The following is a 26,952-nucleotide window of genomic DNA, read 5'->3' on the forward strand; positions in this document are numbered from 1 at the left end:
AAAAACCCCCCCTGCATTTTTGTAAAATACATACTGTGTGAAAAGCTTTAGGCTACATTCTACAAAAAACTACAAATTCCTCTCCACTTTTGCATGTTTAGAAATTTTTTCTTTTTATAAAAAGTATTAGAAAAGACTTGACTTGTACCAAGCCCTTTAGGGCGCAGGCGGAAGTCTATGTCGTTCTTATGCACGTAATCAGAAAGTTATACTTTCTAATAAGATAACAAAAACAACCACTCCAGTCGAGTGGTTGTTTTTGTTAATAATGTTATTTTTTTAGTTTTTTCAACTCATCAAGTAAACGTTCATTTAATACCTTAATATATGTGCCCTTCATCCCCAGCGATTTAGACTCAATTACACCGGCACTCTCAAATTTGCGAAGCGCATTTACGATTACGGAGCGGGTAATTCCCACGCGGTCAGCAATTTTACTTGCCACCAATAATCCTTCATTTCCTTCTAATTCATTAAGAATGTGCATAACAGCTTCCAACTCAGAGTAGGACAATGTTCCAAGTGCAACCTGAACGGTCGCTTTTTTACGGGCTTCTTCTTCAATCTTTTCACTGCGGTCACGCAAAATTTCCATGCCAACTACAGTTGAGCCATATTCAGCAAGGATTAAATCAGCATCCGTAAATTCTTCGTGGAATTTTGCCACAAGCAGCGTTCCTATTCTCTGCCCACCACCATGAATAGGCACAATTGTCGTGAACTTATCCTGGAAAATACAAGCCGTACCCTCCTGGAAAGCACATTTACCGCTGTCTAAGCGCAGATTCGGTGATGTCTCTGTGATTCTAAGCAGCCAGTCTACATAGCGCTCCGGGAAAATTCCCTGCTGCAAAACTTTATCACGCATTAAATCACATTCAAAATCATCCAGAAGAGCAAAGCCCAGTACAGCACCTTCTTTACCAACGATATAAACGTTGGCACTCATTACGGTACTTAACACACGGGAAATTTCACCATATTCGACATTCTCCGATTTTTGCAGTATCTTATTAATTTTTCGAGTACGTTCTAACAAAGCTAACACTACAATCACTCCTGCCTTTCAAACTCCATTATAATATGTAATGACTTAAGTCTAAATTAACTACGATGTGGTCAAGTTTAGTTTTTACATAATCACGATTAATCACTATTGACGTTTCCTCTAAATCAGGAGCATCAAAAGCTAAATCTTCCAGTAACTTTTCTAAAATCGTATGCAGCCTGCGGGCTCCGATATTTTCCGTTTGAGTATTTACTTTACAGGCAATTTCTGCTAGCTCATCAATAGCATCGTCGGTGAAGCTGATTTTTATACTCTCAGTTTCTAATAAGCTAACGTACTGCTTGATTAACGCATTAGCTGGCTCAGTAAGAATTTGCCGAAAGTCTTCTTTACTCAAATTCGTTAATTCTACTCGAATAGGAAATCTGCCTTGCAGCTCCGGTATCAAATCTGACGGTTTTGAGATATGAAATGCACCTGCAGCTATGAACAGAACGTGATCTGTTTTTACCGGTCCATACTTAGTCACTACCGTGGAGCCTTCCACAATTGGCAGTATGTCTCGCTGTACCCCTTCCCTTGAAACATCGGGGCCATTTGACTTCCCGCGCCCGGCGATTTTGTCTATTTCATCGAGAAAAATTATCCCGTAGTTTTCAGCTTGCTTTATGGCAGCGGCAATTACCTCATCCATATCAATCAACTTTTGCGCTTCCTCTTGAATAAAGATCTTGCGCGCATTGGCAACAGTCACTTTTCTTTTCTTTTGCTTCTTCGGCAACAGATTGCCCAGCATATCCTGGATATTCGCCCCGATTTCTTCGACCCCTGACCCCGCAAACATCCCTGCCATGGGCTGTGCATTATCTTCAACTACAATTTCAATCAACTCATCATCCAGGCTGCCATTTTGTAATTGTTTCATTAATTGCTGCCGTTCATCATCAAATGCCGGTTGAGGTTCAACCTGTTCCTCCTTAGGTGCAGTTACAGCATTTGAAAATAAAAGTTCAAAGGGATTGCGAACAGTATCTTTTTTCGGCAAAGGTTTTAGGCATTCCAGTATCCGCTCGTTAGCCAATTCATAAGCTTTGTCATTAACAGCAAGCATTTTTTCTGTTTTAACCATGCGGATTGCCGTCTCAACCAAATCGCGGACCATGGACTCTACATCGCGTCCAATATAACCAATTTCGGTAAACTTGGTTGCTTCCACTTTAACAAATGGAGCATTAACCAATTTCGCGAGACGCCGTGCAATCTCAGTTTTACCAACACCAGTTGGCCCAATCATCAAAATATTTTTAGGAATAACCTCATCTTGCAGCTCAGCAGGCAAGCGTTTACTCCGCCAGCGGTTTCGCAAAGCGACAGCTACCGATTTTTTAGCCTGATGTTGACCAACGATGTATTTATTCAGTTCACCGACAATTTGTTTCGGAGTTAATTCCATTGTCACACCTTCCTCGCCATTATAATTCTTCTACTGTAATATGCGAATTGGTATAGACACAAATATCAGCAGCAATTTCCAATGCCTGCCGCACAATTTCTGCTGCAGGCAGATCAGAATGCTTCACAAGCGCCCTGGCTGCCGCCAGCGCATAAGGACCACCTGAGCCAATAGCAGTAACACCATCATCAGGTTCAATTACTTCACCATTACCGGAAATAATCAGCAAGTGCTGAGCATCCGTTACAATAAGTAATGCCTCCAAGCGGCGCAGTACGCGGTCAAGCCGCCAATCCTTTGCAAGCTCTACTGCAGCTCTCATCATATTGCCATTAAACTCTTCCAACTTACTTTCAAACTTCTCAAATAACGTAAACGCGTCTGCCACCGATCCGGCAAAGCCAGCTAAAACCTTGCCATGGTAAAGTCGCCGTACTTTTTTAGCATTGTGCTTCATTATTGTATTGCCACCAAAGGTTACCTGGCCATCGCCGGCAATTGCTGTTTTCCCTTGATGGTGAACAGCTACAATCGTTGTAGCATGAAACATGAACAACACCTCCTACGCACGAGGATGTGCGCTTTTGTAGACTGATCTGATTCGCTCTTTTTCTATTGAAGGTAGCATTTGCGACAAACTTAACTGTCCCAACATCTCCTGTACTGAGCAAAAATCAGCGCCGTTATTCAGCATATGTACTGCAAAGGTCTGACGGATAGTAGCGGGACTAACGGACTGTTCCAAAGCAAGCATATCAACATATTTACTGAGTATGCGCCTAATACTTCGGTCAGTTAACGGGCCACCTTTGCTGTTTACAAAAGCATAGTCATGAGGTGTTCCAGTGTTGTTGCGGTATAACTGCGGACGACTTTGTCTTATGTATTGTTCCAGCGCCCGAACAGCTCTGTTGCCTATTGGTACAATGCGCTCTTCGCCTTCGCTGTCAGAAATGACAGCACATCCATTAAAACAGTCTAAATCCACTGTTGCCAACTTCACTAATTCGCTTGCCCGAATTCCGGTTGCATACAATAATTCAAGCACAGCCAAATCCCGTCTGCCCAAATCACTTTGGTCAGGTAACCCTAACAAATCGGAAATTTCATAGGAGGTTAAAACTGGTACTACTGTCTTTTTACGTTTTAGAGCGTGCAGATTTTCACATGGATTAGCATCAATCACAGTTTGCTTGCAAAGAAACAAAAAAAACGATCTCATTGCAGCAAGACTACGGTTAATTGTGGCATAGGAATATTCTTTTGCATGCATCGTGGTAAGATAGTTCCTAATCAGCAATTGTGTAATATTGCAAACCAGTACATCACCTGCCCCCTGTTCTTGGGCAAAAGCAACAAACCGCTCTAAATCAGAACGGTAGTTGTTAATCGTACACCGGGAAGCCCGCTTCTCTACTTGCAAATATACGACAAAACGATCAAGGTTATGCTTAAAATCATTCATTTCATCCATTTTTTGTCGAAATATGGACTAAATTATTAATCTATAGTAGCACAGCAATTCAGTTTACGCAATACCATTGTCTAACTTTTCTATTAATTTTTTTAATGAACTTAATGCCCTTTCGGCTATTATACTGTTCTTTTGTTTTTTGTCTTTTACCCGATATTCCAATGGTGGCAATAAACCAAAATTGATATTCATTGGCTGAAACCCATCTGGTGATGCTTGCGTAATATACCGGCATAGTGCGCCATGAGCAGTGTCGGCCGGAAATTCAACCGGGCCTTGCTGCACCGCTAGGCGAGCTGCGTTAATTCCAGCGACAAGACCTGAAGCAGCTGATTCCACATAACCTTCAACGCCAGTGATTTGACCTGCAAAAAACAACCCTGTCCGGGTATTCGTTTCTAATGTAGGCTGCAATATCCGCGGTGAATTGATGTATGTGTTCCGATGCATAACACCATAGCGGACAAACTCTGCTTTTTCCAGCCCTGGGATCAATTGAAAAACTCTTTTTTGTTCTGGCCATTTTAAGTGGGTTTGAAATCCGACAAGATTATACAATGTTGCCGCAAAATTATCCTGCCGCAACTGAATGACAGCGTGAGGGATTTCTCCTGTCACCGGATGTTTCAAGCCGACTGGTTTTAACGGTCCAAATCGCAAGGTATCAATTCCCCTGGATGCCATTTCTTCGACCGGCATACAGCCTTCAAAGAAAATTGCCTTTTCAAAGTTTTTGACGGCAGTCCGCTCTGCATGAATCAATTCATGCCAGAAATGTTCATATTCTGCTTGGGTCATTGGGCAGTTGAGATAATCTTCGTCACCTTTTCCATAACGGGAAGCCCGATATATTTTATCCATATCCAATGAGTCGCCTACAACAATGGGGGCAGCCGCATCATAAAAATACAAATAATCATGCCCGGCCAGCTCTGCAATAGCTTCGGAAAGTACAGGTGATGTCAACGGTCCGCTGGCAATCACTGCAGGAACGCTATCAGGGATAGCAGCTACTTCCTCATGATGTACGGTAACAAGGGGATGAGAACTCAGCACATCCGTTATATATTGGCTAAATCCCTGTCGATCTACTGCTAGAGCTCCACCTGCAGGCACTCTATTTAAATCAGCAGCTTTCATCACCAGAGAGTTTAATTGCCGCATTTCTTCTTTTAACAAGCCTACTGCATTCTCTATATTAGCTGCGCGCAGTGAGTTACTGCAAACCAATTCTGCAAATAAATTGCTGTGATGAGCCGGAGTAGACGTTTTGGGTCTCATCTCATATAAATCAACTTCAATGCCTCTTTGGGCAATCTGCCATGCGGCCTCACTACCAGCAAGTCCAGCACCAATAACTGTAACTTTAGCCACTCTTATTCCTCCGTTTTGCTGTTTTTGCTGCTTTAGTTGCTTTCGTTGTTTTCGTCGCTTTGGGAGCTTTACTTGTTTTGGGAGTGCTCTCTACCTGCGTCGGGCATGCCGGGTTTCCACATACACTTGCAGCTCCACCCTTTTTAAACCCTCGTTTTAACATGAATGTCCCGCAAGTCTGGCACACTTCTTTCAGCGGAGTGTCCCATGTTACGTAGTCGCACTCAGGATATTTTTGGCAGCCATAAAAAACTTTGCCACGTTTTGTTCGTCGCTCAATAATTGCACCCTGGCATTTCGGGCAAGTTACCCCAGTATCTTTGACAATAGCCTTTGTATTTCTACATGCCGGAAATCCAGGGCAAGCCAGAAAACTGCCATAACGCCCCTTTTTCACTACCATAAAACGGCCGCATGCTTCACATTGCACGTCCGAAACCTCCACTGGAAGCTCGACTTGACCAATTTCCTCTTCGGCATGGCTTAGCGTCTCGGCAAAGGGCTGATAGAAATCCCGCAGAACTTGCTTATACGGTATTTCTCCTTCCGCTACATCATCCAAGCGGTCTTCCATATTAGCCGTAAACTCAACGTCAACAATGTTTTCAAAATACTGCTTCAAAAGATCAACGACTAAGCACCCAAGTTCTGTTGGTTGAAATTTTTTCTCTATTTTCTCTACGTATCCGCGAGTGACAATTGTATCAATAATAGGAGCATAGGTACTGGGGCGTCCAATCCCCTTTTCTTCTAATATTTTCACTAACGAAGCTTCCGTATAGCGCGGTGGAGGCTGCGTAAAATGCTGTTTAGGCAGAATTTTATATGTTTTGAGGGATTGACCGGCAGTAAGCTCAGGAAGATCAACGTCCTTATCTTGCTCCTCGCCTTCTTTGCTTTCTGTATAAACAGCCATAAAACCAGCAAATTTAAGATGGGAGCCAGTTGCCCGTAAGCCATATTGACCAGCCTTAATCTCAATAGTTAATGTATCATAAATCGCTGCCGTCATTTGACTGGCAATAAAACGATCCCAGATAAGTGAATATAACTTATACTGATCTTTAGACAGATGAGCAATTACGCTCTCCGGCGGCAACTCCACACTAGTTGGCCGTATTGCTTCATGAGCATCTTGGGCATTTTTTTTTGAAGTATATATAGGCGCCTTATCAGGCAAATACTCGGCTCCATATTTTGTAGTAATAAATGAACGCGCTTCACTCTGCGCTGATTCAGAAACCCGATTAGAGTCCGTACGGATATAAGTAATTAAGCCAATATGTCCGCTCTTGCCAATTTCCAAGCCTTCATATAATTGTTGCGCCAGCATCATAATTTTCCGCGAAGTAAACCCGAGCTTACGCGAGGCATCCTGCTGAAGGCTGCTGGTTGTAAATGGCGGAATTGGATTGCGGCGCCGCTCTCGTTTTTTTACGTCGGTTACAGTAAACTCACTTTCTTCTAAGTGAGTTTTAATAACCATAGCATGATCTTCATTTCCAATCTGCGCCTTTTGGCCTTCAATTGTAACTAACTCTGCATCAAAAACGGGTGCTTTTAACTTTTCTCGCAGCTTAGCCGTAACTGTCCAATACTCTTCCGGCACAAAGGCCTGAATTTCTTTTTCACGGTCACATATTAATCTTACCGCTACTGATTGAACACGTCCTGCGCTTAACCCCTTCCGCACTTTCCGCCAAAGAAGCGGACTTAATTTATACCCTACAATGCGATCCAAAATTCTCCGCCCCTGCTGAGCGTCAATTTTGGAAATATCCAAAGGGCGGGGATGTTTAACCGCATTCTGAATAGCAGACTTCGTTATTTCATTAAATTCAATACGACAGGCACGGGATGGGTCAATAGTAAGAATATGTGCTAAATGCCATGCAATGGCCTCCCCTTCCCGGTCAGGGTCAGTTGCAAGAAATACTTTATCGGCAGTTTTGGCAGCTTCCTTTAATGCTTTAATCAGATCTCCCTTGCCCCGAATATTAATATATTTGGGCTCAAAGTCTTGCTCTACATTAACGCCAAACTGACTTTTGGGCAAATCACGTAAGTGTCCCATAGAAGCACGTACAATATAGTTTTTTCCTAAAAACTTTTCTATTGTTTTGGCTTTTGCTGGAGACTCGACTACAACGAGCGTTTTGCTCACCTGGTTCCCTCCCTGGCGGTCCGCATATATCGCTGCCCGCCATATCCAATTGCTAAATCTTGTAATTCCAGTTGCAATAATATATGAGTAACCGTAGGAACTGGTAGTTGTGTTTGTGAAACAATTTCGTCGATCCCTACGGGATTATCCGCTTGGAGAACATGATAAACTGACTGCTCCTCAGTAGATAACAATTGCGGCTTACATTCGCGCTGGAATCCACCCCAGCCATATTCATCTAAAATATCCGCTGCACAGTCGACTAATTTAGCACCTTGCTTGATTAAATAATGCGTTCCTTTGCTTGTTTTGGAGAGAATACTGCCAGGAACGGCGAAAACATCTCTTCCTTCTTCCAATGCAAAGTCGGCAGTAATCAGGGATCCACTGCGCTCAGCGGCTTCCACAACAAGCACGCCTCGTGAAAGTCCGTTAATAATTCGATTGCGAGCGGGAAACAGCTTAGGCTGAGGGTTTGTTCCCGGAGGATATTCAGACAGAAGAGATCCCTTCTCTACAATTTGTTCAAAAAGACGAGCGTTCTCCGGAGGATAACAAATATCAACCCCATTGCCAAGTACGGCTATGGTATAGCCTTCCTCGAGTGCTCCACTATGTGCAGCTGAATCAATCCCTCTAGCCGCTCCGCTTACAACGCCTATCCCTGCAGCCGCCAGCTGGCTGGCTAACATTTTACATACGTTGCGTCCATAAGCTGTAGCACGCCTTGAGCCGACGATAGAGATAAGCTTATCACTAACAGGTAATGTGCCCCGGTAATAAAGAACTGCTGGCGGATTATACGTGTTTGCCAGTAAAGCAGGATATTCAGCCTCTCCTAAGCTGACAATCCTGATTCCTTTTCTCTCCCAGTTCTCCAATAATTTACTTACATCTATCTTTTCCCGGCAAATAACAATTTTATTACATAACATCTCATCCAGACAGCCTGACAAACGCAAATCATCCTTGCTCGCAAGCCATGCCTGCTCAGCATCGCCAAAATACGCAACTAAGCTTTTTATACGGGCATGCCCCACTCCAGGGACCATATGCAGAGCTGCCAGATGTATGTTCTTCATTCCTGCCTCCAAACTTTAGAACAGCAAATCAGATTTTGTAATTATTGGTATTATAACTGGCAAAAAAAGATCGGTCAAGACTAAGCCTGACCGTCTACTGTCAATTTTAAGATATGACTGGCAATATCATCGGCTGCCGAAGGTCGAGAAAGCAACAAAGAACGCTGCCGTCGCATACTGCGCTCTTCTGTTGTTTCACTAAGGATACGATTAAGTGAAGTCTGCAGCTCTTCAAGCGAATCTACTTGCTCGGCAACTTGCTGTGCAACCAAATAACTGGTATTGGCTTCTTCCTGACCGGGAATCGGTTTGTAAATAATCATAGGAACACCCGCACATAAAGCTTCAGCTGAAGTCATACCACCAGGCTTTGATATAATGATCTGGGCCATTGCCATTAGTTCGGGAACATTATTCACATATCCTAAGATACGAACACAATGCTTAAACTCCTGCTGCCGAGCAGTCAGTTGATTAAATAACGCTTTATTATGACCGGCAACAGCGATAATTTGAATAGGTTGCTCAATATTCTGACAGGCCATAATAATTTCTTCCATCGGTAGTACCCCTGCCCCACCGCCCATAATCAATATAATGGGAATATCAGAATTCAACCCGAGAGAAGACCCCATATTAGGACTAACAACACTCTCAGAAAAGAAATCTGAATCAACTGGAATACCCGTTGATAACGATTTACAGTAAGGCACCCCATTAGTGTTTAAATAATCCCGCAAAGTCTGGCCTGCTACATAATAATAGTCAATAGTCGGGTATACCCATAATTTGTGGACCACAAAATCAGTCACTACTGCCAGGACAGGAGCCTCAATGCTGCCTTCTTTACGCAGACATGATGCAATCCCGGCCGGTGTAGCATGAGTACAGACAATAGCGGTTGGGTTATATTCCATAATAAAACGTCTCATTCGTTCGGCGAGATAGGAATTAATCAATTCTCTTGCCCGTAATGCCCACCGGCTGTCATTTCCCCAACCATACATCGATCCATAAAGGCCGGGTACAACACTCAATATTTTTAAATAAATTCCCAAAATTGTTTTCCCTATGGCTGGATGAAAGAAATCAAATATATTGGCAATACGCATTTCACACCCGGGATAAAGCCTGCCCATTGCCTTATTCACTGCTTGCGCAGCGCGTGTATGACCTGCTCCTATTGGTGCTGTAAGAAAAAGAATTCTTGGCGGTCGCAAAAAAATGCCTCCTTTTCGCCTTTCAAAGATTTCCTCTTATCACAATAGGCGAATTGTAACAAAACATCTATTATTGTATCACAATTAATCTACAGTTTAAAATTTTTTATTCATAAATCTACACATTCTCTTACGCTTGATAAGTAAAAAACCTGCCGCCTTATAGCGTGCAGGTTTTCGGATTACTGTTTATTCAAATCGGCTGCTAATTTAGTAAGCTGTTCTGACATCGCGATTAATTCCTGACTGTGAGCAGTTAACTGCTGAATTGTATCGGCCTGGTGCTGAGAAACTGCGTCAACTTGCTCAATTTCTATAACAATTTTTTTGATAGATTCGTTTATTTTTCCTAATGTACCGGTTATTTGACTGGCGGAACCCGCGCTATCAATTGCGAGCTTCCTAACTTCATCAGCTACAACACCAAAGCCCCTGCCTTGATCGCCTACTCTAGCAGCTTCAATTGCTGCGTTTAACCCCAGCAGATTTGTTTGCTTCGCTACGTTTTTGATAAATGCAACAACATTATCTGTTTCACTGACTTCTTTATTAGCTTGTATTGCAAGATCTTTAAGGAAACTTCCGCTTGCTGCAAGCTCCTGGGCCTGTGCTAAAATTGCTTGGGTTGAGGATGAAAGCTCTCCGGCTGATTTTGAAAGCTGGCCAGCTGCTGAAAGAAGCGTTTCCTTTCTCTCGAGGGACTCATGAACGGCAACCGCACCAATTACCAGGCCGTTATCATCAACAATTGGCATACTGATTGCAATATAGGGAATACCATACACTTCTTTCGGTACTTCTACCACTACACGCTGCTTTTTCTTCATTGCCTGGTATACTGCCGACCCGTCTTTAATCGGATCCCCTACCACTACCTGATTAGCAATCTCCGGAATTGAGAGCGATAATAGCCATTTTTCTCTATTGCTGATAACTATACCGACTTTACCGCTAACCAACTGTGGGATATACTTGGCAGTTCGCATAAAACATTCTAATACACCATTTTGCTCCATCTTATCACATCCCTCGTATTCTTACTTCCAAAACTCGCTTAATTTTATTGATAGATCGGGTAAATACTAAACAAAAATGATAAATAAGGAATGATTTGACTTGCCCGAAATACCGGAAATTGAAACTGTATGCACTCATTTACGTGATTCAGTCCTCAACTCTCCCATCACTGGTATTACCATTAACCGCGCAAAATGTTTAAATATCGCTTCTGAATCATTTATTAGCCTGGTCTCTGGACAATCAATCTCAGCTGTCGGCAGGCGTGCAAAAATAATCCTGTTGACACTCTCCAATCATCACACGATCACCATTCACTTCATGTTGGAAGGCTATGTACAATTGTTAAAGAGTGATGATCCGGATTTATCGCATGCGTCAGTAGCTCTTTGCTTGTCTACCGACAAAACGCTGGCTTTTTTTAAGATTAATCTGGGATATATTCATTTATTTCCCACAACAGATTGGCGAACAATTGATGATGTGAGTAATATTGGACCCGAGCCGTTATCTGAGGATTTCACTGCTTCTCATTTTTTAGCATTACTTAGAACACGCAAGGGAATGATTAAACCACTGCTGATGGACCAAAAACTTATCGCTGGTATTGGCAACGTTTACTCGAATGAAGTCTTATTTTGCAGTCGAATACTACCAACCCGTAAAGTCAAGGAAATGACAGATGAAGAGCTTAGCCATATCTATCATTGTTTGCGAAGCATATTGAACCAAGCAATATACCGCGGAGGTGTTTATGATCGTAAATACTCGCGAAGTGATACGCTGACTGGCGGCTATGTCCCGTATCTTAAAGTTGCATACCGGACAGATGGGCCTTGCTACGAATGCGGCCTGCCAATCCAAACGCAGCGCGTCGGTGGCCGCAATGCCTTCTACTGTTCAAACTGCCAGCATTAATTCGCAACTTTCTGTAAATTATTCTATATTTTACAATTAATTCCTTCTAGCAGTAAAGCTTATTTCTTAGTATAAAAGCTTCTATTTAGCGGATGAGGAATCACAAACTTAACCTAAACTTAACATTCCCTTCTATTATATAGAGAAATTTTAGCATTCTTTTTACCGGGGTACTGGAGGTAAGAAAGAAAAAAACCGGCAGCCTTAGCCGCCGGATAGTGTGATTTGGTATAACAATGTTATGAACGGTCAGAATGCATAATCCAGTATATACATAAGGCAGTTATTCCAATAACAATAACTGCCAATTTAGGAACATCCGATCCATCAAGCCACACATTCTAGCCCCCCTAATTTGCTGGTAAATATATATACAATTAAGATCGAATGTAGAACTCCTTCGAGATATTACAGCTTTTGAAATTTTCATCTTATAAAATTTGCTTTTTACATAAAAATAGTGTATCTTTATGTGGGGAGCTGTTGCGTGTGGTGACGCAGCAGTGCTGGGAAGTGGCGGCAACAGCGAGAGCGGATCGGAATGCTCTCGCTGTTGTTTTTTACGTTATCCCTATAATTTTTTATAAAATTCATCACTTGCCAAATAAGAACTTAATATTATATAAGATTCTTCTGTTATTCTCAATCGTTCATCAATCAGTTGATTAACTCTTTGCGCTGATTCAAGATCACCTTTTTGAACAAAGGTCCGCTCAAGGCTTAATAATTGTTCTGTAATAGCAGGAGAATTATCCATAACAGTATTTACAAATTTTTTTTCGTTTTCAGAGATAGTATTACTGCCTGTATCCCCATAATCTTTCCATGCTCTATATATTTGAACTGCTAAATTAGCGCAGCTGATCAGGGTTTCTAACATCATGGGGCACCTCCGTACATATTTTCTATAAACGATATGCATCCAGTAACCACATTATGACGCGAGAACATAAATTCAATAGAATAAAGAGCCTTGCTGGCAAGGCTCTTTATTCTATTGAATCTTCTTTATGAACTACTGCGATATTCATTGCATAGACAAACATTTTTTCTTTGTCAAAAAATAAAACCGCATCCTGCAGGATACGGTTTTACCTTTCTGGTTGCGGGGACAGGACTTGAACCTGTGACCTTCGGGTTATGAGCCCGACGAGCTGCCAGCTGCTCCACCCCGCGATGATAATTATTTAATTCCACCCTTACTTCGTTGAAAGCTTATTTTTCCAGAAGCAATTTCCCCTAAAGCAGCACTTACGGGTTTCTTTGGTTTCCCATCTACTACCATTTCACCAGAACTTAATATTTCGCGTGCCCGTTTTGCTGCAAAAACAGAAAGAGTATATTTGTCGCCAACTTTGTCTAACAAGACATCTAACGGTGGATTGATCATTTCATTTCCCTCACTTCATTTTTCTCTCTCGTTAGCCAGCTTCACCTCACATAAAATATTGTTAAGTCTTTATATCAACATAGTTTATTATATCATATTTTATTGGATATTATTACAATTCATCAAAATAAAATATCTGACAGCAAAAAATATCGCTAAAAGACCAGCGGTTTGTTTGATTACCACCCATTACTTTTTCGTAGCTGGAATTGAACAAAAGCTTTCAGCAACGATTAATTGTAATTAAAACAGCAATCATCAGGACACCAGAAAAACAATAAAAAAGCAATAATAAATAGAACTACGATCCCTGTCCTGTTATCAGGAAAACAATTATTATGGCATTTACAACCACCGTACATCTTAAGACCTCCTCTGATAAAGGTGCTTTGCTAACTATCGTATGCAAAAAGATATCGTTCGGCGCATGTAGATTTTTCTAGAATAAAAAAGCCCCGCAATTGCGGAGCCAGGGAAATAAAAGCATTAATCCTCCTCTTCTCTTTTACGAGCCAGTTGGAGAATTTCATCGACATTTCTATCTATTTCTGCTATTTGATTTTCTAATCTTTCTAACCGTTTCTTAAATGAGCTAATAAGATCACGAGTTTCATCAGACATCATTTACACCTCCTGTTTTTACATAATATGTTTTACAGTCTTTTGAGGTGACAAAAAAACTAACTACCAGTAGGTAGAAGTATCCATAACCGGATCATGCCGTATATAATAATAAGTTCAATTAAGTTTCAAATACACGGACTGCATCTAGGTATAAGATGATACCCATTCAACCGTCAAACATTTTAAAAACAAAAACTGCAAACAAAACCACTTCCAATATAATAATTGCTAGAGGTATCCGGTCATCTTTAGTCGTTTCTAATGAATTTGTATATGACATAAATCCTCCTCTTACGTGTGCCTTATCATAAAGCAGCGGGCTGCTTTATAGTTAAAGTTACGTAAATTCCTATACAAACTCAGTATACAACCCGAGTCTGAAAAACAACTGAAAGGAAGGAACACTTTCTATCTATAATACACATTTCCATCAAATTTATGGTTGTTAATCATTAAGCTATCTGTAAATTGCCACATTCTCGCCCGAGAAAAACCATTGCAGCTTCCCCATTGAGCATTCCAATACGGTACATAATCGGCAAGCTGCGTCGTATCAATTACTTCTGTCAGCCATGAATACGAGGCATAAATACCGACATAGGAATAGCCAATATCATTGAGCGTGCAAATAAATGCAGAGCACATTGCAGTAATAGTCTGCTTGTCCGGCATCCCATTGCGTGCCTTGTAGCTATCTGCATCTTCCATGTCGAACCAGATGCCAAGCTCAGGATTAACTCCATGCTTTTGTAGGATTTCATGTACAAACTGCGCTTCTGCTTTTGCAGCTTCAACATCAAGAGCATAACTGTAATAATACACACCAATTTTCAACCCAGCTCGTAAGGCTTCATTTACATTATCAACAAACTTGATATCTAAATGACGCTTACCATAACCAAGCCTGATTATGACAAATTCACATCCGGCAGCTATTACGGACTGCCAATCAATATTACCATTATGATAACTTACATCAATCCCTTTCATTTACAATCCTCTCCTTAAACATTAAATCTACAACAGTTTTGTTTTATAATAGAATCATTTAAGACAAATATATGCAACATCCGAAGACTTATAGACGCCATATAATAATTAGCCGCCAGGGTTAACCCTGGCGGCTAATTACTGCGTTTTGAAAAAAGTCCCAGACAAAAGTCCGGGACTGGGATAGCTATTGCTAGCTTTCTTGTTTCTCTAAATTTCCTGTTTGGGAGATAGATATTGCTTTTATTGTTGAAGCAACTAATTTACGTAAATACGGTATATCTTCTATGCCTATTTCGATATGCCCTTGATGAATACAAACTAAACGTGGCTGAATAATGAGTATTGTTATTCCATTAGCCTTGCCTTTTTCAATATCATCTAACGTTATGTATGTTCCATTGATTCCACTAGTGGATAGAAAAAGCCAACTTTCAGTATTCGCCTTACCGGTTGGAAAGATTGCTCTTATATCATTAATAGAAAACAGCGGCTTAATATTTTTATAATCTGAGCCAATTAGCGTATCCATCGTTACTCCTTTTTCTGTACTGTAATAGCATTGCGATATGCAATATCCTTACCTGAGTAATTATTATACAATGAATTTTCCTTTTAAGTAAAGTTCAGCCGTCAATACAATTAAAATAGCCCGGTGGTATATGACCACCGGGCAAATAAGCATCAATCATCAGATGGTACTGGTGTATAAAGCTGATATTAGCTGAGACAACTTTCTTGTGCTACTAGCTGACGAACTAATAATTGAAGCTCGCGTACTTGTCTTTGTAGTTGATCGACTTCATCTTCTAATCTTTCTACCCTGGCGCTAAGTCTATTATCGTCCTGATTGCAAAGTCTATCTGACATTAAATAACACCTCCTTATATTACATAATATGTTACTTGGGTATAAAAGGTGATAGAAACAAAAAATCCCCAGACTAGAAGTCTGGGGTGATGTTACGGCACTTACTCGATGTCATTGACATGTTGACGTTTATCTGCGAACAATACTTTCAACATCGGAGGCGTGACTAACGTTGTTAGTATAACAACAATAACGATAGCTGTAAAAAGCTCTGCTTTTAGTAAGTTCGATTCTAGACCAATAGCAGCAATAATTAACGCTACCTCTCCACGTGATATCATCCCTGCCCCAACGCGCAGTGAAGATTCATTGTTAAAACCTGTTAGTCTTGCCCCAATCCCTGAGCCAAATAACTTGGTTACAATAGCGACTATGGTAAGCCCTAAAATTATTCCCATTTGGCTGCCAGTCCCGGCAAAGGAAACAGAAAGGCCTATACTAACAAAGAATACCGGCACAAAGAACGCATATGCGATAGGTTCAATTTTATGCTCTACTCGATGTTTAAACTTTGTTTGAGAAATAGCTATTCCGGCAGCAAATGATCCAATGATTCCAGCTACGCCAAGAGTTTCAGCCAAATAGGCAAAAAAGAAGCAAATGATTAAAGCTGCGCTAATAACTGTTTCAGATACCGGCAGCGGAGCTAAGAGTTTCAGTACCCGTGGTACACCCTTCCAACCAAGCAGCACAATTGCAGCAAAGAATAAAAATTTCTTGCCGATAATTAAGCTGAGACTTACCTGATCCGCAGTGAGTAAACTCATCATAACCGCTAGCACGATAACCACTAAAACATCGTCTAGCACAGCTGCACCTAATATAGTTGTGCCTTCTCTGCTTTTTAACTGTCCGAGTTCCTTGAGTGTCTGTGCAGAAATGCTCACAGAAGTAGCTGAAAGTAATAGGCCTAAAAATAACGCATTGCTTTGCTCCATACCAATTACTAAGCCTGATAAATACCCAACAAATAATGGCGCCACTACTCCACCTACGGCAACGGCAATAGACGAATTACGATTTTCATTTAGTGCTTTAATATCTGTTTCTAAACCGGCAATAAACATTAATAATAAAACACCAATCTCGCTAATCTGCGTAATCATTTCAGAGGGAGCGATCCAACCTAATACAGCCGGTCCGATAACAATCCCACTAACAAGCTTGCCCAATACTGCCGGCTGCCCTAGTTTAACACTTAATGCACCACCTAATTTAGTTGCTATCAATATGATCAATATTTCCGCAAACAGTAACATAGCATACAATCCTCCTAATTTTAAGCGACTACTCTTGGTACATTGTTCCAGCTCTTTTAAATTAAAAAAGAAAACTGCTTTCAACAAGTCTGGGTACTCCCCCCTGAGTGCCCAGACAACTTGAAAACAGTTTCCTGTCCAACCGATTTAAATCATATTTAACTGTACTATATTTTATCAACAATTGATCAGAATGTCAAAATTATGATTATTAATCAACACCTAATTAGTTTACATTTACCAGTTAGCATGAAACTGAATTTATAGTGCAATACTCGTAGAAACTCCTCTCTTATTATTTGCCAGATGCTGCCACTTATAGCATATGCTAGACTAGAAGCAAGCGTTATGCGCTGAACTAAAAACGCCGCCCAAGGATGAAGTTCTGATATTGTTCTAATTAATAAAAATAAAAAGACCGCCGAAGCGAGGAGAGAAAATTATCCCGCTTACTGGCGAGAATACTTTGATCAACTACGTAGGACATTCTAGGCTAACATCCCAGATGGTATAATATAGTGTCGTAGACCTTTCTCAACTGCCTGGAAGTAACTGCACCGTACTTTGTAATCTCCGTTCTGGCTGAAAGTTTTTCGAATTGTATATTTATCACAAAACAAACCAACACTTAAAATAAAATAACTTTGATTGGGTTGATTTAGATGAGTAATCAAGTCTTATTATGGGCAAGTTTCGTTAGTTCTTGGCTATCTGTTATTTTTCTACAGAAGGCAGAACTTAAAAGGTATATGCCTGTCGCCTTGTTTGGAGCCTTAATTTCTACCATTGTAGTAGAAGCAGGCGTCACTTTGAATTGGTGGTTGACTAAGGAAACAGTTTTCCCATTTATTAATATGCCGATATTTATTTACGGCTCTTTCCTTATTGGGATAATCTGGATTTTTAAGTACACATACAACCGGTTCTGGCTATTTCTTGCCATAAATGCAGTTATTGATTTAATCCTCACATTTCCTTTAAATAATTGGCTTGTCAATAGAGGCATTTTACAAATGCAGAATATAAGTAATCTTCAATTGTTCCTTGTAGCTACTGGAAGTGCCGTTCTCTTATATTGGTATCAGCTTTGGCAGGAAGGCGATGCTAGTCCGTTCAAAAAGTTAAGTATTTCATCAAGTCTTCAACCCGCTGCCAACAAACCGCTTGAAGATAATAAAGATGATTTTTAACATGCCTATAATGGGCTTAATCTATGGCAAACAAGGCTTACGTTTCCGGGCCACTCTTGATACGCTATACAAAGGTAAATGCAGCAAGTATCACCTCTAACTGCCTAAAGGCTTTCGCATTCTCTTCTTTGGTATAATAAATGTTTACACCTTATATAATTAATCTAGGCTAAGGAAACCTGGAAGGTCATTTGCTGACTTAGGCACTTGACTTTCATTCCTTAGTCTATCTATTTTCCAGCCATCATCCCAGACAAGATATGCCGCCTACCAGCCTTCAACTCCAAACTCTAATAGTTGGGCACTACTATGGGAGTGTACTATCGCTGGTTCTTCAAAACTTAGTAGTTCATTCAAATTGTGTTTGTTCAACTTCTATCCGTCACCGGCGGCTGCCTAAAGCTGCTAGTACCTTATAGGCACTATTTGGATTTTAGTTTACCTTATAGGCGCTTTTGGACTTATCTTACTACCCGATAATGGCTCATTAAAAAGCCCCGAATTAGCTTAGCATTAACCAGTACTTTAGCTCTGTACTTTATTCTCTTAACAAATAACAACTTAAATCTTCCTCCTCAAATGATCGCTCCATCCTCGGATTTAATGGCGGTATGTAGTTGAAATGATAGGTAAACACTATGATGTAAGCGTAGTAAGACGAGGAGGAATCGACTATCAGCAGAGAATATTGGATGATGGTCGCTCTGGCAATAGCCAGTATTTTACTAGTGACAGTGCTGGGCCGACCTGATAAGCCCCGCGAGAGCTTATTCCTTTTTACTTTGGATCAAACGGTGACTTGGCCAACAACAATCTTGGCAGTATATTCGGGCATCCTCGAAAGTCCGGTTCGGCTGTTCCCAAAAGCCACCGACAGTAATTTTCTACTATCTTTTATCTTCTTCCCTACAGCATTTGTTGCGTATTATTGGCACTATCCCCGAAGTAGAAACCATTTCGCCCAGATCGCTTACACTCTAGCTTTTACGGGCGCCATCATCCTCGTACATGTCGCTGTGCAAAAATATACTGATTTATTACTCTATATTACGTTTTCAGGTTACAAGGCAGTTCCTTTTTTTATCATATCCTATTTTTTAAAACGTATCTATGCGGATTGGTATTTTAGCCAGTTGGCAAAGCTGAGGTCAGATCAGCAATGACACTGGAGGGTAAATTTCTCGCAACAGCAGTCGTGGTCTCACTACTATCTCTCGCGTTTACTCCAAAAAACAAGCGCCTGGAGCTGCAGTTTATTATACTTTTTGTGCAGTTTCCCACCTGGATACTCGGCCTCTCGGCGGTGGAGTTGGGGCTACTGGAGTATCCTGCCAGGGAGCTAGCAACTGTCAACAGAACTAGCTTTATTTTTGAATATATGGTTTTGCCGGTACTATGCGTACACGTAAATAATTACTATCCGTGGCAAGCAGCAAGGTTAGTAAAAGCAATGTATTTTACAGGCATCAGCTTACTGATCACAGGGATTGAAGTCTTTCTTGAGCAATATACCCTGCTTATTAAATATTCAGGCTGGCAGTGGTATTGGACTTTTATCAGTATCACACTTGTCTTTTGGTTGAACCAAAAGATGGTTAAATGGTTTTTTAAACGTCGCTGAGAAGGTGTATTGACAATGGTCTGATGTGGCCTTTAGGAGTATACTCAAATGAAATGTATTCTCTACATAAATTTAACTCCTACGAAAACTTGGAAGCAGTGATTACTCAATAGCATAAAAAATTACACCATTCATGTGTATTTGATTGGTGTAATTTTTTATTGACTTTCGCTATTTCGGCATTTTTTTCTGATGAGCTCATAAATTCTTCGGATTAAACGGTATAAGTAATGACTGAACTTCAAAGTGATTGCTAACGGCATAAATACCAACGCACCTAGGCCTAATGTTCTGCTTAAATACCAGGTAAAGATATCAACTTGAGCATATTCGCCATAATCAGAAACAAAGTATTCTTCGTCTTTAACGAAACCGCTTAATGCATCGCCACCAATGACTACACTCATAACCATAAATAAGAAAAAGTTAGCAAATGCAATATAGCTGATACGATCAATAATTTGTATTGGCTTCATTACTTTTACCTCAGAGACCCTCTTAAATTAAATCATCATCCAATTCGTATTTACCTATTAAATTTAATTAAGTTCTTCACTTGATAACATATTCCTGCAAAAATAAACACACCTGGCTTACTACAGAACTTTTCTCTTTTACTTGGTGGTTTAGCGTGCTCTTTCTCGTAACGAGTTATTTCATCTGGTGGAAACTCCTCGAAAAATCAAAACTTGTAGAGTTACTTTTATTCGGATCGCTAATAGCAGTTATGTCCGCCTTCATTGATTTAATTGCTGAAAACTTAGTCCTTTGGCAGTACACTGTAAAAATCTTGCCATTCAGCCCTGCATTTTTTCCATTTCACTTAACACTTGCTCCGATTGCGCTGATGCTTGTTTATCAGTATTCGGACAGTTGGAATAAATTTCTGATGTACAGTGTGATAGCAGGTGGTATTTATGCGTTTGCTATCATCCCGCTTTTTGTACTAGTGGGTGAAGTGCGGTTAATACACTGGAATTACTTCAATAATTTTATTACATTTTTAGCACGAGCAATATTTTGTAGATGGATACTCCTTCAATGCCTGCAAACCCAAACCTCATATCAAGGGCACTCAGCAAATCGACAATTCTTTAAACCGATCTGTCAACCAACTTCCAAGCCGGTACACCTTCCAAAAGAAGATTACGATAACCCAAAGAAATAATCCTATCTTCCTTCCATCAAGCTAGCCTCGTGTAAGCATAAAGTTCATCTAATGGTCCTCTAATTCAAGTGTTACGGAGAGTATGGATTATTTTATCCAAGTAGACCACAGTAACCAAAAGAAAAAGTGAAACTATACCCGCCTCAAAGGGCGGTTTCCTTTTTTTACTTTTGTACTCGTAATTAGCTGATTATTACAAAATCAGCTAATTACTTTTTTAATAATATATGTTACTATATTATTAATTCCATAATATTCCATATATTTCATGAATATTCAGGAGGTGACAAAATGCAAAAAAAGCCCCTTATTTTAACAATAGCTTGCCTATTGATTATTTTGACCATGATTGGAGGGTGTACAAGCATGCAAAGTAAAGTGACAACAACGAAGGAAAAATACCCTGATAAGCCAATTACTTTCATTGTTCCCTTTGGAGCAGGCGGTGCTATGGATTTAGTAGCCCGTATCCTAGAAAAATCAGCAGTAAAACATTTAGGTCAACCTCTTGTTATCATCAACAAGCCTGGCTCGGCAGGAACTCTTGGATGGAATGAATTAGTCACTTCTGCACCAGATGGCTACACAATTGGTATTTCAGCTTCAGAACTTTTTTTACATCCGCTTTATGGTACATCAAGATATAATTATCCAACTGCCTTGGAGCCATTAGCCCAGATTTCATCCACTCCGGTTATCATGGTGGTAAAGGCTGACCAACCTTGGCAAAATGCTACTGATCTTATCGCTTATGCTAAAGAACATCCAGGGGAACTAAAATTTGGCCACAGTGGCGTAGGCTCAATTCCACATGTCGTTGGCGAAACCTTTTCCAAATCTGCGAATATTACATTGAGTCAGGTTCCCTTTCGTAGTGCAGCAGAGGCAGTCACGGCTTTATTAGGTGAGCATATTCAGATAGTATTTATTAATCCAGGAACAGTAAAAGAATACGTCAAAAGTGGTATGCTTAAAACACTAGCGGTCGCTGATGCGAATCATTTAGTTGATCCCGTTTTTGCTAATGCGCTTACCTTCAAAGAGCAAGGCCTGGAGCTTTTTTATGGTAATCAATTCGGCGTAGTTGCACCGAAAGAAATGCCTGCCGATATAAGAGCTCGGTTAATTACTGGTTTAGATGCAATGATAAATGATCCTGACTTTAAAAAGGATATTGAGGCCATGGGTTTACAATATGAATACCTGGATACCAAACAAATGCAAACTCAATGGATATTTGAGAATAAAAAACTAACCAACGCTGTCCAAGAATCTGGTGTTGTTGAGCTTATTAAATCACAAAAACAATAAAGTAGCGCTTCGATCGAAGTTACAATAACAACCAGTGCATCTTATACGTCATAAAAAAGCGATTGCCATTTGGCAATCGCTTAAAAAATAATCTTATTCTACTAGTATCGCCGTACTATCACAGGCCAAGCAACGTAATTCAACAGTATTATTACCACAGTCTTCTGCCATTTCACAGGCACGGCTTGCAGTTAGTTCTGTGTAGTTCGGTCGTCGAACATGTACATGTACATCAATCCGGTCCTATAATGGACCGGATATTTTTTTGATATAGAGCCGTATCTCACCAGACTGCAAGTGCACTGTTTTTCTGAATCCGTTACATAGCCACACGGACAACCGTGTAGACAACAACTTGCTCAATATAACAAGAAATGCCTATATTAATGAAGGAAACTCTCCAGGCAACACGATAGCCGATCGCTGCCATTGGGCGCGCCTTAGAGCTGGCATGGATATTGTTGATGTGGCCAGAGCCGCCGGTCTGAGCACTGCGACAGTTAGTAAGGTTGAGAATGGCCGGCAGATTCCGATTGTATTGACGATTCGGGCTTTGGCCAGTGTACTGGAGCAGCCGGTTTGGTTTTTGGGGTGCTATGAGGCTCTCCCGGAGAATACGCTTGGGCAGCGTATTAGAAAAGCACGGCTATATCACGGGCTCACTAAGAAGGAATTTGCAGATAGGCTTGGGGTTAATGAGAAGACGGTCCGGCTGTGGGAGGCGGATTTGTGCGGCTTGACGAGTGGTTCGCTGAGGAGTTTAGCACCTTACCTAAGTCAACTTAGCACAACCGATTCTATTAAGTCTTAATCCAATAGAAATCTCCATCTCATTCCCAAAGCATTAATCCAGGTTCCTTCATAACTTTTCTGTTCATAATCTACCTTATCGTCATAAAACAATATTGCACTATCTTTTATCAAGATCGTTGCTGACGATAAATCAGAAGAATACTTATCTTGCGCCGGTCTCAAATTAAGTAACAATACACCCTCAAAAACAATTTCTATACTCTCAGACCAAAGGCTATCAAATATCATAGAAACTTGTCTAATGCTATCTGAAACAATAATCCCTTTATCCCTTTTTCCAGAACCACTAATGTAATTTAAGTTTCTTAATACAGAATCATGAAATCCGTGGAATATTTCCATCAAATTATGTATATCATTCTCGCTCTCAATATAAATCCAACTATCTAATTTGGTTGAAACTTCTTTTTCTCTTCCACACATTGATTCATAATCAACTTGTTCACCTTTTAATAATGTTATTAGTAAGTTTTCTTGCTTAAAAATGAAATTGTATCCACGATAACTATAAAAACTATCATTCTTATCTTTCGCATCAAGTCGACTATTAATATCTTTTAAATCATTTTCCTCTTTGAATATCCATTCCGTCAAATCATTCGAACTTATTAAGTTTACATTTACAGGAAGATTACTATTTGATTTATACAGGTACTCAACAAGCCTAAAATATCTAGCATCATTTTTGCTTTCAAGAATTAAATATTTTTCATAATATCCAGTGTTTATTATTGCATAAACTTCAGAAATAAAATAACTATTTGATTGTTTATCATACACTCTAACTCTCATATAAATCTCCAGTCAAGCAATATATCCTTCTTTTCTATCATAAACCTATAATTGCTTCCTTTATATTACCATAGCTACCCCAGCAATATATTCTACCGTTTTCATCTATTTGTCCCATTAGCCATTGACCTTCGCATCCAACCTCTTCAACAAGGCATAATCCTGAAAAATTAATTATTGTCTTTGCTTCAATTGCAACAGCACTTTGGCCATTAACATTACAAAAGACGTTAACTTCGCCGGGGTCCAAGAACTTCGCATCCTGACAGAATGAAAAATCCCTTATCCATTCAATTGATAAAGGTGAGTCTGGTTCACCCACTAGGGTTCTCATTTCTTGCATAGCAAACCCCTCTGGGCTTTTATTTTTATCAATTAATATTGGATGTTTAGTTTGCCTCGACCAATACTCTCCATATATAGTTCCATTCTCAGAGTCAAGATCTTGAGAAAGAATATATAAGTCCAATTTATAGCAATTTGTTTTTTCTAAGACTATGGCCTTGTGTTGTCCACTAGGAGAAATTATGGCCTTTTCGTTTTGATCCATCTTAACGTCCTCCACTAAATTCCGGGCCAAAAGACCATCCTCTTTCCTGTTACTTCTCGCTAAATTTTGCTTTAGTTAAGTCCTTTCAAGAACCATTTTTGATGTTACGATATTAATATTGTCTCCAGAATTTAATTCAAAACATACTTTAAAATAATCAGTTGAATTTAGAACCGCATTAAAGCCTGTTCTTACCTCAATAGATTCTGCGGCTACTCCATTTACATACATACCGGCTCCCCATAGCTCGGCTAAACTGATATCTACATTTACAATGTTTTCAAAAGTAATTTCAGATTCTTTCATACCATCCCTTTTATAGAGCTTAATTGGCATCCTTACCGTATGTTCTATATAATCGCATATTATTGTTGAGATTTCTGCATCATGGAAGTATATTGTTTTTATTTGACTAAGATTTTGTCGAGTTATAATTTCCATTTATTTTTAAACACCTCAAAAAAGCTAAATACCGTATATATAACAATAGATCTTAAGCCCACTTCAAACTGCTTAATTCAAATCAAACTTCCCTATTTCTTATAGCCTGTTCCTCATACTGCCTCAATCTATAGCCCAGGATCTCACCCAATTTTTTCTCATATTCTATGACCTTCGACCATTTTTCGCTTATTTTAACCTGATCATTCATAGTAGCAATTTCCTCGAAAGCATCTACTATCTGTTGCTTTAAAAGCTTTTGTTCCGGCGAATCTCCTTTAGTAATTCTCGTATCATTATCTGGAGAATACATTACCAAGTATTTTTTAAAATTACGCCTCGCTTCAGATAGTGAATACCATCCATTCGGGCCACCCCAAACAGCATCTTCATGTGGGCTATCCTGACCATCATCCTCCCAGTCGCATAAATACATATCTCCCACTCACATCTAGCAGATAACGTCGGATAGCCACAGCAAGGACATTTAACTCTTTTATCAATTTCAGGATTTTTCTTTTTAAAGAAAAACATATGTCACCTCTTAGGTCAAACGTGTAAACTCTACTTCCTAGATTAATCATTAAACCTATTCCGCAGTTCCTTCAATAATAATTCATAACGATCTATTTTATTCAACACATCTTCACCAAAAGCGCCACAACCAATTTCGTAGCTAGGATAAGACTTGCTTATTTCAATTAACTTGTCATAAACTTCACTCGCTACAAGGTATAATTCCTTCCATGATAACTCACATTCAAAAGGCTCTATCAAATCTGCCTCACTGGGATTATCAACCGGCTTATACCTATCACTGAAACAAATACCTCCGTCTAGATGTGATACTTTTACATAATAACCGCCACAACTAAAATTTCCGCACGAGCAAGTAAATAAGGGCAAGTAACCTTGCTCTTGGATAGCCAAAAATAAAACATCTACATCCAATATATCTTCCATTTTAACGTCCTTAATCTCTACTTCAATAAACAGCGAAATTAATGTTGACGACGCAACCGACTCTTCAGAGTCAAAGTTCAATTTCCAAGTAGACATTTTTCACCTCTCATGTAACCATTGTACCTATCCTACATACTTAACCAAAATTGCTGTATCCTCATAACCATCTAAGTCGTTATTATTCAGCCAGGAGCCCTCTTCATTTCTATTTTTATGAAATCTCAAAATGCTATCCTTCCCATCGAAGGATAAAATTAAAACAAATTGATATTGAGGGAAATGACGCTTTAATTTACACTCCCATATTTCTAAAAGCTTCAGTGCAAATTTAAACCCTTCCAATGGTTGTAGTTCAAATTCCTTTGCTAAGTCCATCATATGAACATGACTATCAGACGCTTCAAATCCGGTCCTATCTCCAAACATCCTATAAATATGATCCATATTCAATTCTTGAAGGTTTTCGTTGTTTTGCTTTATTATGATACACTCACTAACCTCAATAAATTCAGGCCATAATACACGAGATATCTCAGACAAGTTGTGTCGAGGTTCCTCACTTTCGTTGATGACAGCAATAACTCGCTCCATTTCTCTATTTTTAAGGAACATGATATCTCACTCCTATATGATATAAAGGTAACTAAAATTCGATCACGCATCTACAAATATCTTAGGCTTATCTACGGAAATTATATCTACAATCTCCCAGCAACAACTAATTCCAAAATGCTTTAGCTTTCCCGGCCATTCATCCGAAGCTATAGTATCACTTTTGACAAATTCCATATAGCGTGATTTAGAATATTCTCGTGCATTTCTTCCTTCGAATATATCATAATCATTCCCCAATGAGTATGTCTCACGTTGTATGTTATATGCCACATAAGATGGAAAGATCACTTTAATACGATTACTTTCGTTTTCTATAATAGGCCTAACATCCTGGATTGTTGCTCCACCAACAGTTAAGTCTTCCGTTTGTTCACTAACTTCACCAGTTTTCAAGGTAATTATTATTGCAAATGGATTTTCAGTTGAATCTTGAATATTATCAAGAAAAAGATACTTATATTGGTTAAGCTCGATAAAGTTCAATGCCTCATCCTCTTTCCCGCACTCGCTTTAAATAACACTTCTTGTTTTTGGCTATTCTTCATAGTCTTATCAATCCCCTTTTTGTATGGCTAGCCAAAGTATAAAGCTAAAATTCAAAAAGTCTTCCAGCGAAATATCTGGAAGACTTTTTTATGGCAAAA

The 26,952-nt window shown here is 39.7% G+C and carries 31 protein-coding genes and 1 tRNA gene; 7 read left to right on the forward strand and 25 right to left on the reverse strand.

Features of this window, described 5'->3' with window-relative positions:
- Positions 1-271: 271 nt before the first annotated feature.
- The 9 genes from codY to RTR76_RS16345 all read right to left on the reverse strand — a co-directional run bounded on the left by codY (position 272) and on the right by RTR76_RS16345 (position 10,792).
- Complete coding sequence (gene codY / locus RTR76_RS16305; RefSeq protein WP_312522623.1) at positions 272-1,048, reverse strand: GTP-sensing pleiotropic transcriptional regulator CodY; 777 nt, start codon at positions 1,046-1,048, stop codon at positions 272-274.
- A 28-nt stretch (positions 1,049-1,076) separates the two neighbouring features.
- The gene (gene hslU, locus RTR76_RS16310; protein WP_312522625.1) at positions 1,077-2,462 is read right to left on the reverse strand and encodes an ATP-dependent protease ATPase subunit HslU; all 1,386 of its coding nucleotides are present in this window, start codon (positions 2,460-2,462) and stop codon (positions 1,077-1,079) included.
- Between the two features lie 19 nt (positions 2,463-2,481).
- Entirely contained in the window at positions 2,482-3,012 is a 531-nt protein-coding gene (hslV, locus tag RTR76_RS16315; protein ID WP_312522628.1) for an ATP-dependent protease subunit HslV, read from the reverse strand.
- A 12-nt stretch (positions 3,013-3,024) separates the two neighbouring features.
- Positions 3,025-3,927: a tyrosine-type recombinase/integrase gene (locus RTR76_RS16320; RefSeq protein ID WP_312522630.1), complete on the reverse strand. Its 903-nt coding sequence runs from the start codon at positions 3,925-3,927 to the stop codon at positions 3,025-3,027.
- Positions 3,928-3,990: 63 nt separating this feature from the next.
- A complete protein-coding gene (gene trmFO, locus RTR76_RS16325) occupies positions 3,991-5,310 on the reverse strand; it encodes a methylenetetrahydrofolate--tRNA-(uracil(54)-C(5))-methyltransferase (FADH(2)-oxidizing) TrmFO (protein WP_312522631.1) in 1,320 nt (439 codons plus the stop codon).
- Entirely contained in the window at positions 5,303-7,474 is a 2,172-nt protein-coding gene (topA, locus tag RTR76_RS16330; RefSeq protein ID WP_312522633.1) for a type I DNA topoisomerase, read from the reverse strand. The genes trmFO and topA overlap by 8 nt, the downstream gene beginning before the upstream one ends.
- Positions 7,471-8,556: a DNA-processing protein DprA gene (dprA, locus tag RTR76_RS16335; protein ID WP_312522635.1), complete on the reverse strand. Its 1,086-nt coding sequence runs from the start codon at positions 8,554-8,556 to the stop codon at positions 7,471-7,473. The genes topA and dprA overlap by 4 nt, the downstream gene beginning before the upstream one ends.
- 80 nt (positions 8,557-8,636) lie before the next feature.
- Positions 8,637-9,776 (reverse strand): MGDG synthase family glycosyltransferase, encoded by a 1,140-nt coding sequence (locus RTR76_RS16340; protein WP_312522637.1) that lies wholly within the window; start codon positions 9,774-9,776, stop codon positions 8,637-8,639.
- 182 nt (positions 9,777-9,958) lie between these two features.
- Positions 9,959-10,792: a methyl-accepting chemotaxis protein gene (locus tag RTR76_RS16345; protein WP_312522639.1), complete on the reverse strand. Its 834-nt coding sequence runs from the start codon at positions 10,790-10,792 to the stop codon at positions 9,959-9,961.
- Between the two features lie 100 nt (positions 10,793-10,892).
- On the opposite strand from RTR76_RS16345, the gene mutM reads away from it, so the two are divergent.
- The gene (gene mutM, locus RTR76_RS16350) at positions 10,893-11,711 is read left to right on the forward strand and encodes a DNA-formamidopyrimidine glycosylase (RefSeq protein WP_312522641.1); all 819 of its coding nucleotides are present in this window, start codon (positions 10,893-10,895) and stop codon (positions 11,709-11,711) included.
- Between the two features lie 571 nt (positions 11,712-12,282).
- On the opposite strand, the gene RTR76_RS16355 is transcribed toward mutM, so the two are convergent.
- The 8 genes from RTR76_RS16355 to RTR76_RS16390 form a co-directional block, all read right to left on the reverse strand.
- Positions 12,283-12,594 (reverse strand): hypothetical protein, encoded by a 312-nt coding sequence (locus tag RTR76_RS16355; RefSeq protein WP_312522643.1) that lies wholly within the window; start codon positions 12,592-12,594, stop codon positions 12,283-12,285.
- A 217-nt stretch (positions 12,595-12,811) separates the two neighbouring features.
- Positions 12,812-12,887, reverse strand: a tRNA-Met gene (locus RTR76_RS16360).
- A 7-nt stretch (positions 12,888-12,894) separates the two neighbouring features.
- Positions 12,895-13,101: a DNA-directed RNA polymerase subunit omega gene (rpoZ, locus tag RTR76_RS16365; protein ID WP_312522645.1), complete on the reverse strand. Its 207-nt coding sequence runs from the start codon at positions 13,099-13,101 to the stop codon at positions 12,895-12,897.
- Between the two features lie 486 nt (positions 13,102-13,587).
- Positions 13,588-13,725, reverse strand: coding sequence for a hypothetical protein (locus tag RTR76_RS16370; RefSeq protein WP_312522647.1), 138 nt, complete (start codon positions 13,723-13,725; stop codon positions 13,588-13,590).
- A 408-nt stretch (positions 13,726-14,133) separates the two neighbouring features.
- Complete coding sequence (locus RTR76_RS16375) at positions 14,134-14,715, reverse strand: GH25 family lysozyme (protein ID WP_312522649.1); 582 nt, start codon at positions 14,713-14,715, stop codon at positions 14,134-14,136.
- 193 nt (positions 14,716-14,908) lie between these two features.
- The gene (locus RTR76_RS16380; RefSeq protein WP_312522651.1) at positions 14,909-15,247 is read right to left on the reverse strand and encodes a hypothetical protein; all 339 of its coding nucleotides are present in this window, start codon (positions 15,245-15,247) and stop codon (positions 14,909-14,911) included.
- 188 nt (positions 15,248-15,435) lie between these two features.
- On the reverse strand, positions 15,436-15,585 hold the full coding sequence (locus tag RTR76_RS16385) for a hypothetical protein (protein ID WP_312522653.1): 150 nt from the start codon (positions 15,583-15,585) through the stop codon (positions 15,436-15,438).
- A 101-nt stretch (positions 15,586-15,686) separates the two neighbouring features.
- Positions 15,687-16,844: a cation:proton antiporter gene (locus tag RTR76_RS16390; RefSeq protein WP_312522655.1), complete on the reverse strand. Its 1,158-nt coding sequence runs from the start codon at positions 16,842-16,844 to the stop codon at positions 15,687-15,689.
- 662 nt (positions 16,845-17,506) lie between these two features.
- On the opposite strand from RTR76_RS16390, the gene RTR76_RS16395 reads away from it, so the two are divergent.
- From RTR76_RS16395 to RTR76_RS16405, 3 genes are all read left to right on the forward strand, one after another.
- Positions 17,507-18,034, forward strand: coding sequence for a hypothetical protein (locus RTR76_RS16395; RefSeq protein WP_312522658.1), 528 nt, complete (start codon positions 17,507-17,509; stop codon positions 18,032-18,034).
- 692 nt (positions 18,035-18,726) lie between these two features.
- Positions 18,727-19,197, forward strand: coding sequence for a CBO0543 family protein (locus tag RTR76_RS16400; RefSeq protein WP_312522661.1), 471 nt, complete (start codon positions 18,727-18,729; stop codon positions 19,195-19,197).
- Positions 19,194-19,655 (forward strand): CBO0543 family protein, encoded by a 462-nt coding sequence (locus tag RTR76_RS16405; protein ID WP_312522667.1) that lies wholly within the window; start codon positions 19,194-19,196, stop codon positions 19,653-19,655. Before RTR76_RS16400 ends, RTR76_RS16405 begins: the two co-directional genes overlap by 4 nt.
- Positions 19,656-19,813: 158 nt before the next feature.
- Here RTR76_RS16405 and RTR76_RS16410 read toward each other — a convergent pair whose 3' ends face one another.
- The gene (locus RTR76_RS16410) at positions 19,814-20,131 is read right to left on the reverse strand and encodes a hypothetical protein (RefSeq protein WP_312522671.1); all 318 of its coding nucleotides are present in this window, start codon (positions 20,129-20,131) and stop codon (positions 19,814-19,816) included.
- Positions 20,132-20,286: 155 nt separating this feature from the next.
- Here RTR76_RS16410 and RTR76_RS16415 point away from each other — a divergent pair, with 155 nt between their 5' ends.
- The 3 genes from RTR76_RS16415 to RTR76_RS16425 all read left to right on the forward strand — a co-directional run bounded on the left by RTR76_RS16415 (position 20,287) and on the right by RTR76_RS16425 (position 22,945).
- A complete protein-coding gene (locus RTR76_RS16415; protein ID WP_312522673.1) occupies positions 20,287-20,823 on the forward strand; it encodes a CBO0543 family protein in 537 nt (178 codons plus the stop codon).
- A 366-nt stretch (positions 20,824-21,189) separates the two neighbouring features.
- Positions 21,190-22,134 carry a tripartite tricarboxylate transporter substrate binding protein gene (locus tag RTR76_RS16420; protein ID WP_312522778.1) on the forward strand — a complete coding sequence of 315 codons (945 nt, stop codon included), beginning with the start codon at positions 21,190-21,192 and terminating at the stop codon, positions 22,132-22,134.
- Between the two features lie 355 nt (positions 22,135-22,489).
- Entirely contained in the window at positions 22,490-22,945 is a 456-nt protein-coding gene (locus RTR76_RS16425) for a helix-turn-helix transcriptional regulator (RefSeq protein WP_312522675.1), read from the forward strand.
- On the opposite strand, the gene RTR76_RS16430 is transcribed toward RTR76_RS16425, so the two are convergent.
- From RTR76_RS16430 to RTR76_RS16460, 7 genes are all read right to left on the reverse strand, one after another.
- The gene (locus tag RTR76_RS16430; protein ID WP_312522677.1) at positions 22,942-23,739 is read right to left on the reverse strand and encodes a hypothetical protein; all 798 of its coding nucleotides are present in this window, start codon (positions 23,737-23,739) and stop codon (positions 22,942-22,944) included. The genes RTR76_RS16425 and RTR76_RS16430 overlap by 4 nt on opposite strands.
- Before the next feature lie 37 nt (positions 23,740-23,776).
- Positions 23,777-24,289: a hypothetical protein gene (locus tag RTR76_RS16435; RefSeq protein ID WP_312522679.1), complete on the reverse strand. Its 513-nt coding sequence runs from the start codon at positions 24,287-24,289 to the stop codon at positions 23,777-23,779.
- Positions 24,290-24,364: 75 nt separating this feature from the next.
- Entirely contained in the window at positions 24,365-24,730 is a 366-nt protein-coding gene (locus RTR76_RS16440) for a hypothetical protein (protein ID WP_312522681.1), read from the reverse strand.
- Positions 24,731-24,812: 82 nt separating this feature from the next.
- Positions 24,813-25,166, reverse strand: a complete 354-nt coding sequence (locus RTR76_RS16445; RefSeq protein ID WP_312522684.1) for a CPCC family cysteine-rich protein — start codon at positions 25,164-25,166, stop codon at positions 24,813-24,815.
- A 140-nt stretch (positions 25,167-25,306) separates the two neighbouring features.
- A complete protein-coding gene (locus RTR76_RS16450; RefSeq protein WP_312522686.1) occupies positions 25,307-25,789 on the reverse strand; it encodes a hypothetical protein in 483 nt (160 codons plus the stop codon).
- A 27-nt stretch (positions 25,790-25,816) separates the two neighbouring features.
- Positions 25,817-26,305, reverse strand: coding sequence for a hypothetical protein (locus RTR76_RS16455; protein ID WP_312522687.1), 489 nt, complete (start codon positions 26,303-26,305; stop codon positions 25,817-25,819).
- 42 nt (positions 26,306-26,347) lie between these two features.
- On the reverse strand, positions 26,348-26,791 hold the full coding sequence (locus RTR76_RS16460) for a hypothetical protein (protein ID WP_312522688.1): 444 nt from the start codon (positions 26,789-26,791) through the stop codon (positions 26,348-26,350).
- Positions 26,792-26,952 lie beyond the last annotated feature (161 nt).

Origin of the sequence: Anaerospora sp., assembly GCF_032013335.1 — a bacterium.
Lineage (GTDB): Bacteria > Bacillota > Negativicutes > Sporomusales > DSM-15969 > Anaerospora.